At 52.9% G+C, this 8,821-nt stretch carries 9 protein-coding genes; 3 read left to right on the forward strand and 6 right to left on the reverse strand.

Translation table 11 applies throughout. The features are described 5' to 3' along the window. Window positions 1–77: 77 nt before the first annotated feature. The 6 genes from PsW74_RS08680 to PsW74_RS08705 form a co-directional block, all read right to left on the reverse strand. Window positions 78–521: a hypothetical protein gene (locus PsW74_RS08680; protein WP_063286058.1), complete on the reverse strand. Its 444-nt coding sequence runs from the start codon at window positions 519–521 to the stop codon at window positions 78–80. After that, window positions 511–1,038 (reverse strand): Panacea domain-containing protein, encoded by a 528-nt coding sequence (locus PsW74_RS08685; protein ID WP_208980967.1) that lies wholly within the window; start codon window positions 1,036–1,038, stop codon window positions 511–513. The genes PsW74_RS08680 and PsW74_RS08685 overlap by 11 nt, the downstream gene beginning before the upstream one ends. Before the next feature lie 177 nt (window positions 1,039–1,215). Beyond that, window positions 1,216–1,566, reverse strand: coding sequence for a hypothetical protein (locus tag PsW74_RS08690; protein ID WP_063286057.1), 351 nt, complete (start codon window positions 1,564–1,566; stop codon window positions 1,216–1,218). A gap of 133 nt (window positions 1,567–1,699) precedes the next feature. Next, the gene (locus tag PsW74_RS08695; protein WP_057463488.1) at window positions 1,700–2,482 is read right to left on the reverse strand and encodes a Bax inhibitor-1/YccA family protein; all 783 of its coding nucleotides are present in this window, start codon (window positions 2,480–2,482) and stop codon (window positions 1,700–1,702) included. A gap of 335 nt (window positions 2,483–2,817) precedes the next feature. Then, window positions 2,818–5,391: an ABC transporter permease gene (locus PsW74_RS08700; RefSeq protein WP_063286056.1), complete on the reverse strand. Its 2,574-nt coding sequence runs from the start codon at window positions 5,389–5,391 to the stop codon at window positions 2,818–2,820. Further along, window positions 5,388–6,095: an ABC transporter ATP-binding protein gene (locus PsW74_RS08705; protein WP_063286055.1), complete on the reverse strand. Its 708-nt coding sequence runs from the start codon at window positions 6,093–6,095 to the stop codon at window positions 5,388–5,390. The genes PsW74_RS08700 and PsW74_RS08705 overlap by 4 nt, the downstream gene beginning before the upstream one ends. A gap of 253 nt (window positions 6,096–6,348) precedes the next feature. On the opposite strand from PsW74_RS08705, the gene PsW74_RS08710 reads away from it, so the two are divergent. From PsW74_RS08710 to thpR, 3 genes are all read left to right on the forward strand, one after another. After that, window positions 6,349–6,927, forward strand: coding sequence for an arylesterase (locus tag PsW74_RS08710; RefSeq protein ID WP_208995317.1), 579 nt, complete (start codon window positions 6,349–6,351; stop codon window positions 6,925–6,927). A 278-nt stretch (window positions 6,928–7,205) separates the two neighbouring features. Beyond that, the gene (locus PsW74_RS08715; RefSeq protein WP_063286053.1) at window positions 7,206–8,258 is read left to right on the forward strand and encodes an aldo/keto reductase; all 1,053 of its coding nucleotides are present in this window, start codon (window positions 7,206–7,208) and stop codon (window positions 8,256–8,258) included. Between the two features lie 186 nt (window positions 8,259–8,444). Next, on the forward strand, window positions 8,445–8,821 hold a 377-nt coding region (gene thpR / locus PsW74_RS08720; protein ID WP_244277848.1), incomplete at its 3' end, for an RNA 2',3'-cyclic phosphodiesterase.

The following is an 8,821-nucleotide window of genomic DNA, read 5'->3' on the forward strand; positions in this document are numbered from 1 at the left end:
TAGTCTTTGTTTTTGCGTATCTTTATCCGAAAATCGGTTTCCACTTTTCGGAGATACGCTGTAGAGCGTGTGGGGCGCTATTTTCGAGCGCCCACAAAGATGCCGGTGAGCACCATGCCGACCAGGCCGATGACAGTGGTTGCGGTGCTGCCAACGAGGAACTCCAGTACGCTGTCGGCCAGATTGAACGAGTTGCCATAGACATTTTTGAAGCCTGCCAGCACGAGGATGAGGGCAACTGTGCCGCAATACACGCACATGAACCAGTAGGCTTTGCCTGCGTAGGGTTTGATGAGGGCGTCCAGCTCCTGCTTGGTCGCGAGCCGTGACTTAAGCTCCATCAGCTCGTTTTGAAGCAGGGTGTTGTCGTCAGACAGAGCCTGACGGTCTTTCAGCAGCTGCTCGAACCCGATCTTGGCGGGTGGGTCCACCTCAATAGGGAGCTTGGAGACGGCTGCGTCGATGTCATTCACAGTGAGTGGCTTTTCGAGTGTGTCCTCGAATGTATCGTTAGGCGGCATTGATCCGACCCGCTGTTTGTATGGACTGCTCTTCTTCTGCGTGAGAGCGGCCCGCTAAGGCGAGTTTGATGTAATATTGTCGGGTGCGTTCTGTATCGATTTCTGCGTTTCTCCCCTTTTCGAAGTAGGCATGGGCCCATGGAGAATTCGCTTGATGGGTGAGATCTGACAGTTGCTGTGGCGTATAGTTACGGTACTTCTTCCAGACGTGATCAATGATGTCTTGCTCACTACCGTTGATGCGACCAGTGACGATCTGGCCGGTGACGGGATCTGCAATTTCACAATTGGGGCCTTTGTGCCCGCCCTCCTTTATGAAATCCCATATCTGTCGAAATACTGGGCCATTTTTCCAAGCTTGGGGAGCTGAGTTCACCAATGGCTCGCCGTTGATCGCGAGGTTCCAGCCGTTGGCGATGGCAACGAGTTTTTGAATGTACATCTGAGATGGGTATTCAGAGCTGCCTCGGCGTCTCAGAAATTCATTGGCGATGGCACAAGGCGAGTGTCTTGGCATTTTTTGCCCCTACAAATGCTGTTGGAACAAGCAGAAAATTGCTTAGAAAAACATATGGTACGCTACGTTAAGAAAATAAAACCTCTTATTGATCTTGGCTAGTGAAATTTGGTTGTACCCCTGAAAACTAAGCGGTTACGTTGTGGTTATCTGTGCGTGTTGGATGCATTTAACTGGCTATAAATCAGGGAATACAGCTTTTACGACTGCGAATTGTAGCTGGTGATGTTTCCAGTGATTTGAGTCGGCGTACCATCGCTTACTCGGGAATGCGGAGTTGTAAACGTCGTTTCGTTTCTCTTTGGCCCGATTGATTATGTAGCTAAGTGGGGACTGCAAAACATAGGCAGTTCCTGCAGGTATCAGCAGAACTGGCAGGTAGATGGCGGCGGCGATAGTGGCGATGACAGCCACAATGCTTGCGATCATATGGTAGCGCTCGGCCATGGTTGGGTGGGCTTTGTGAAAGTCCCTGAACTGGAAAACCTTGCGTTCATACCAATGGAACAGTGATAGCGGTCCGTACATTTGGTGTCCTGCAGCCTATTGTGTTTCTGATGCCAGCTTGAAGCCTATATCTGCGCTGTCATTTGGCCAAGAAAAAAGCCCGGGGCGGATGCCTCGGGCTTTTTCTGATTTGTACGCCTGATGGCTGCTGCGATTACTCGCGGTTGCCGAACAGGGACAGAAGCATCATGAACAGGTTGATGAAGTCCAGGTACAGACGCAGCGCGCCCATAATGGCTTTCTTGCCTGCTACTTCGCTGTCATCAACAGCTGCATACATTTCCTTGATCTGCTGGGTGTCGTAGGCGGTGAGGCCTGCGAATACCAGAACGCCAACCACGGAGATTGCGAACTGCAGAGCAGAAGACGCAAGGAAGAGGTTGACCACAGACGCGATGATGATGCCGATCAGGCCCATGAACAAGAAGGAACCCCAAGCGGAGAGGTCTTTCTTGGTGGTGTAGCCGAACAGGCTCAGCGCGCCAAAGGAAGCTGCAGAGATGAAGAATACACGAGCAATGGAGTTGCCGGTGTAAACGATGAAGATCGATGAGAGAGAAACACCCATCAAAGCTGCAAATGCCCAGAAGGTCATTTGTGCAGCGGATGCGCTCATCTTATTGATCCGTGCGCTCAGGAAGAACACGAAACCAAGTGGAGCAAGCATAACAACCCACTTCAGCGGGCTACCATACAGTGCAACACCAAGGCTGGTGAGCAAAGTATTACCCATCTGAGCTGCTGCCATAGATGGATCAGTCGTCGTCGCCATCATTGAGGTGAGCAGTGCGAGCACACCGGTGATTGCAACACCGACTGCCATGTAGTTGTAAACGCGAAGCATGTAGGCGCGCAGACCAGCGTCAAATGCGGCTGCATTGGCATGAGAGCCAGCCATTCCATACCGCGTAGAATTATTGCGGTCGAAGGTCGCCATGTGGATCCTCTCTCTTGTTAAACACGTGTTTGCTGTTGGTCATACCAAACAGCACGGGTGACTGACCCGAGTTACATATCAGCAAATATGGTGGGAAAAAGGGCGTAAGACAAGAGTGCACCCTGCCGATTTTTGTAAAATCGCCCCTTAAAGCAAGGTCTTTTGGTATAAACTTGGTAAAACCGGACCCTATTATTAACCAGTTGTAATGTTGCTGGCGGTGCAAGACCTTAGCCGGAAAATAGAAGAGTTGGTCTGTTAACTCATAATTCTGAGAGATGTGGACTGCATCTGCGTCGATCAACGCTTTTTTACTTGATGCAGTCCACGGAGTTTTACAGATTTCGTAAAACGGGTGCAGGTTTTTCTCCCAACACTCTCCAAGTGCCCAGCAAACCGAAGCCTACTGTGAAGATGAGAGCGCCGATAATGGCGGTGATGGCCGTTACGGGCAGAAGGGTGAAGCTGCCTTCCATCACACCTGTTATGATGAAGTAAGCCGCTAGCGAGCCTGTAAAGAGGGCGAAGATTGCGGTGGTGCCACCAAGGATCAGGTATTCCAGAATGTATGCCTTGATGAGACGTCCGCGTGTGGCGCCCAGTGTTTTCAGGATAACTGCATCATAGATGCGGCTTTGATGACCTGCTGCCAATGCACCTGCCAGAACCAGCACACTTGCGAGGAGTGTGATGGAGGAGGCGCCACGGATGGCCCATGCCAGCTGACCGACAAGGTCATTCACCTGTGCGATCGCATCTTTCACTCTGATTGAGGTGATGGTTGGGAAGGCCTGTGTGACTTCCTTCAGTAGGTCAAGCTCTTGTTGCAAGGTGGCTTCGCCTGGCCAGCCGACGGTTGCCAGATGGGTGTGCGGTGCGCCTGCGAAAGTGTTTGGTGAGAAGATCATCACGAAGTTGATGGACATGCTTTCCCAGTCCACCGTGCGGAAGTTCGCAATTTTCGCAGAGATCTGACGCCCAAGCACGTTGACTGTGATCTTGTCGCCTACACTCAGGCCCAGCTCGCGGGCGTTGTCGTCAGAGAAGGAGACGAGCGGTTCACCGGTGTAATCCTTCGGCCACCATTCGCCTGCTGTGACAACGGAGTTTTCAGGCAGGGTTTCAGAATATGTGATGCCGCGGTCGCCACGCAGGATCCATTCCGCTTCTGGTGGAGCGGGATAGTCTGAGGCAGGGATGTCTTTCAGCGCGACGATGTTTCCGCGCAGCATTGGAACTGCGTTGAACTCTGTGCCTGCTGCTTTTTCAGTAACGAGAGCTTCGAAGGCGTCTTTTTCGTGGTTTTGAATATCGACGAAGAAGAAGCTTGGAGCCTGTTCCTGAGTGGCCTGATTGAGCTCACGGCGTAGGTTGCCATCAATCAGGGCCAAAGCAACCAGCAGTGACAAGCCGAGGCCGAGTGAGAGCACGACGGATGGTGTTAGGGCGCCGGGGCGGTAGATGTTGGTGATCGCCAGACGCAGCTCTGTAGAGCGGACCGTTGGTACCTTCCGCGCTGCGGCCATGATGAGGCGCGCTACGACGAGCAATAGCAAGTATGTGCCTGTACATGCGCCGATGAAGATGATGGCGATGGTTTTGTCGTAGGCCATGACAAGGGCAAGGCCAGCCAGCAGAACCAGTGTTACCGCAGCACCTGCGATATACAGCGGCTTTGGATAGCGGCTGCGGGTGCTGACTTCATCACGGAACAGGACGGTTGGTGCGATGTCGTGTGCTCTGCCGAGTGGCCACAGGGCAAAGGCGAGGGCGGTGAGATAGCCGTACGCCATGCCAAGCAGCAGCTGAAGCGGGTAGACTGCCTGTACTGCGTTGATTGGTAAAATGGATTGCAAGGCTGCCATGGCGACAAGCGGGATCAAGGCGCCCAATGCCATGCCTATGATAATGCCGATAGTGGCGAGCACCATCATCTGAATAAGGTAGACCTTGAAGACAAAGCCACCTGATGCGCCGAGGCATTTGAAGCTGGCAATGACTTCCCGGCGGGTATCCATGTAACTGCGCACAGCGTTTGCCACGCCAACACCGCCCACCACGAGGGACGTGATGCCGATGAGCGTGAGGAACTGGGCGAAGCGCTGAATGTTCCGTTGCAGGCTTGGGGCTGCTTCCAATTTGGAGCGGATACGCCAACCAGCATCAGGGAACTGACTGTTTGTCCGGTCAATGGCTTGCTGGAGTTGATCTTCCGGCACGTTGTCGCCCATGCGGACGCGGTACGTGTAGTTGACCAATGAGCCGGGGCGGATCAGGCCAGTGTCTTGCAATGCTTCCTGAGAGATGAGGAGGCGAGGGCCGACTGTCATGCCTGACGAGAGTTTGTCCGGTTCCAGCTCAATTGTATCGGCGATGCGGAACTCGGTTTTGCCGACGGCAATCTGGTCACCAACTTCCAGACCAAGGCGTGCCAGCAGGGCAACTTCAGCCACAGCATTGCGCAGGCCTTCTGTTCTGCCGTTGATGGTCGCTTGCAGGTCCTTGCCAGAGGAGAGGTCGAACTCACCAATCAACGGGTAGGGATTATCAACTGCCTTTAGCTCAACCAGTGTCTGGTTACCTGCGGTGTCGGTACGGGCCATCGCGCGCAGGCTGGAGATTCTGGAGATGTCGCCCATACTTTGCAGGTGGGCGAGCTGATCTGGTGTTGCTTCGCGGTGGATGAGAGAGAATGCGAGGTCGCCGCCAAGGATGGCCTGACCTTCTGCTGAAATGCCTTCTGTCAGCGCACGGGAAAAGGAGGCAACGCCAGCAATGGCGGCCACGCCCAGTGCGATACAGGCGATGAAAACGTAAAACCCTTTGAGGCCGCCCCGCATTTCACGCAGGGCAAAACGGGCTGCAAGGCCAAAGCCGGGCTGGAAACCGTTTGAGTTGCTTTGGCTCATTGGGCGCGTACCTCACGCACAGCAGGTGTTTCTTCCTCAACGGTGCCGGAATGCACCCGGATCTTGCGTTGACAACGGTCTGCCAGAGATGGATCGTGGGTGACGAGAACGAGTGTGGTGTTCTTGCGCTCCTGCGCATTAAACATCAGCTCGATGATTTGCTCACCAGTAGTTTCGTCCAGATTGCCTGTTGGTTCATCTGCGATCAGAATTTCAGGGTTGGTGACGAGGGCACGGGCGACGGCAACGCGTTGCTGTTCACCGCCAGAAAGCTGGGTTGGGTAGTGATTGAGGCGGTGGCCAAGGCCAACGGCTTCCAGCTCTTCCTTCGCACGATCAAATGCTTTGAGGTCACCAGAAAGCTCAAGAGGTACGGCCACATTTTCCAGAGCGGTCATGTTGGGGACCAGGTGGAAGGACTGGAAGATGATGCCGACGTTCTGACCACGGAAACGGGCGAGTTGATCCTCGCTCATTGCGCCGAGTTCTTGCCCTGCGGCTTTGACGGTGCCTTTGTCTGCGCGTTCCAGACCTGCCATTACCATGAGCAAAGTAGATTTGCCTGAGCCGGATGGTCCAACGAGGCCGACGCTTTCGCCGGTGCTGATTGAAAGGTCAATACCTTTGAGAATATGGGTGCGGCCTGCGCCATGGCCCAAGCTGAGGTGAACGCCGTTTAAGTCTAATGCGGGATTACCTGTCATTCTTCTACCTTGATGTGCAGGCGATGCAAATCTCTGAATTACATCTTATAATAAATTTGTTGGCGGCTCTTGTCGCAGCCGCACTTGGGAAGCATATGGGTAGGGTGGATTGCATCGTCCAGCTCGGTTTGAAAAAATCTAAGGTATTTGAATGTCTGGATCACGAAAAGTTGAAGCTAAATCTGGTGTGCTGCGTTTTTTCAGTGGTGCTGTCGTTGCGCTGAGCCTTGTGTTTGCAGGTGCTTCAACCGGAATGGCGCAGGATGGAGCCGAGCCGGTGAAGCTGGTTGCCTTCGGTGATAGTCTGACGGCTGGTTATCAATTGCCACCTGAAGATGCCTTTCCTGTAAAGCTGGAGAAGGCTTTGCAAGAGCGGGGCTATAACATCACCGTGGTCAATGCTGGCGTATCTGGTGATACCAGCTCAGGTGGCCTTTCACGGCTCGACTGGTCTGTGGGCGATGACGTAGACGGAGTGATCCTTGAACTGGGTGCCAACGATGCGTTGCGCGGGCTGGATCCGTCAATAACGCGCAAAAACCTGGATGCAATGCTGGAACGGTTGGGATCTCGCGATATTCCGGTGCTGCTTGCTGGTATGATGGCGCCGCCTAATCTGGGTGATCAGTATGGTCAGGAGTTCAACTCCATCTATGGTGAGCTTGCGCAGAAGCATGATGCGTTGCTTTATCCGTTTTTTCTGGACGGTGTGGCAGCGGAACCTGAGCTAAACCTTGGTGATGGCATGCATCCAACGGGTAAAGGTGTTTCGATCATTGTCGAAAAAATTCTGCCTTCTGTTGAACTACTCATCGAACAGGCTAAATCATAAGAGCTGATACTCTTCCTTTTCAGGCTGGAACGCAGAGTCTGCTTTAAAGTATTGACTTACTGCGCCTTCCTGTCGGAAAAACACATCCTACTTTTCGAAGATGTGCTTGGTATGCTTACCAGGCCACTTCCTCTGCCGACCTCCATCCATGAGGCAGATTTAGCAAAACAGAATTCGGGGCATGATCCGTTGTCTTTGGACGAGGCTGGATCTTTGTCCTTTATGCCCAATAAGGGCGTGAGAATGAAAAGCAGCTTGGGGCTGCAAATGGGGAATACATGGAATTTCGTAAATTGGGGCGTACAGACCTCAACGTTTCCAGCATCTGTCTTGGTACGATGACATGGGGTGAACAAAATACCGAAGCTGAAGGCCATGCTCAAATGGATTATTCCTTGGAGCAGGGCATCAATTTCTTCGATACTGCAGAGCTTTATGCTGTGCCGCCGAAGCCAGAGACCAAAGGCCGTACTGAAGAAATTATCGGAACATGGTTCAAGAAATCCGGTAACCGCGACAAGGTTGTTTTAGCAACCAAGGTTGTTGGCCGTTCTGCTCAGGACTGGCATCGTGAAGATGGTTCCACAAGCCAGCTTTCTCGTGCACAGATCATGGAAGCAGTGGATGCCAGCTTGAAGCGTTTGCAGACAGACTACATCGACCTTTACCAGCTGCATTGGCCAGATCGTAATGTGTCCGGCTTTGGTTCTGTCAGCACCATCTGGCAGGATGCGGACCCTGCAGAAGACGAAAATGCGATCCATGAGACTCTTGAAGTTATGCAGGGGCTCGTGAAAGCAGGCAAAATCCGTCATTTCGGTCTTTCCAACGAAAGCCCTTGGGGCACCATGAAGTTTGTGCAGGAATCTGAAGCGCGTGGGTTGCCACGGGTTCAGTCTATCCAGAATGCTTATTCTCTGGTGAACCGCTTGTTTGAAGTGGGTGGCGCCGAGATTGCACAGCGGGAGAATGTTGGTCTGCTGGCGTACTCTTCTCTGGCACAGGGGTATCTGACTGGTAAGTACCGGAATGGTGCGTTGCCAGCAGGTGCGCGTAAAACACTGTTCAAGCGCCTTGGCCGTTATGAGAACCCGTTTGGTCAGAAAGCTATTGATGCGTATTGCGACCTGGCAGAAGAGCTGGGTGTTGATCCAGCAGTTATGGCGCTTTCGTTTGCTCATTCCCGTTCATTCGTGACCTCTGTGATCATTGGTGCGACGAACATGGAGCAGCTGGCGACAGATATTCGTGCGACAGACTTTGAGATGACTGACGAGGTTGTGGCACGGATTAATGATATCCATCTGCAGTACTCCAATCCATGTCCGTGATTGGCAGATAGTTCTCTTTTATCTGTAGAGACAGAATTGTGCCGGAGCCTTGTGTGGGCTTCGGCATTTTTTGTTTTAAGGGATGGAAAGAAAATCCCCAGATGTTCGTAGAGCTGTGATTTTCTGCTTGTACTCTGGCGTTAAACGTGAGCTAATTTATCATCTGCATTAGTGGAGGGTCCTGATATGCCTCGCCTTTTCACTGGCCTAGAGCTGCCTTCGGGCACCGGGATGATGTTGAGCCTTATGCGCGGAGGGTTGCGCGGCGCTCGATGGATCGACCCAGAAAACTACCACATCACATTACGGTTTATAGGCGATATTGATGATCGCATTGCTGACGAAGTAGCCTATGAGCTGGCACGGGTGAATCGTGCTCCGTTGACGATCAAGCTGACCGGGCTGGGATCGTTTGGGGGAGCCAAACCACATGCGCTTTGGGCACGTGTTGAGCCCACTCAGGAGCTGGCGGAGCTTCAGGCTGAGCAAGAACGCATCTTGCAGCGGCTCGGTCTACAAGCCGCTCGGCGCAAATATACGCCGCATGTGACATTGGCTCGGTT

The organism is Pseudovibrio sp. W74, from assembly GCF_001623085.1.
Classification (GTDB): Bacteria; Pseudomonadota; Alphaproteobacteria; order Rhizobiales; family Stappiaceae; genus Pseudovibrio.

Bases quoted from the DNA above. Each gene is read 5' to 3' on its own strand.
- PsW74_RS08705 (WP_063286055.1), bottom strand. From the start codon at position 6,095: ATGACAGGTAATCCCGCATTAGACTTAAACGGCGTTCACCTCAGCTTG.
- PsW74_RS08690 (WP_063286057.1), bottom strand. From the start codon at position 1,566: ATGTACGGACCGCTATCACTGTTCCATTGGTATGAACGCAAGGTTTTC.
- PsW74_RS08700 (WP_063286056.1), bottom strand. From the start codon at position 5,391: ATGAGCCAAAGCAACTCAAACGGTTTCCAGCCCGGCTTTGGCCTTGCA.
- PsW74_RS08695 (WP_057463488.1), bottom strand. From the start codon at position 2,482: ATGGCGACCTTCGACCGCAATAATTCTACGCGGTATGGAATGGCTGGC.
- PsW74_RS08710 (WP_208995317.1), top strand. From the start codon at position 6,349: ATGGCGCAGGATGGAGCCGAGCCGGTGAAGCTGGTTGCCTTCGGTGAT.
- PsW74_RS08685 (WP_208980967.1), bottom strand. From the start codon at position 1,038: ATGCCAAGACACTCGCCTTGTGCCATCGCCAATGAATTTCTGAGACGC.
- PsW74_RS08680 (WP_063286058.1), bottom strand. From the start codon at position 521: ATGCCGCCTAACGATACATTCGAGGACACACTCGAAAAGCCACTCACT.
- PsW74_RS08715 (WP_063286053.1), top strand. From the start codon at position 7,206: ATGGAATTTCGTAAATTGGGGCGTACAGACCTCAACGTTTCCAGCATC.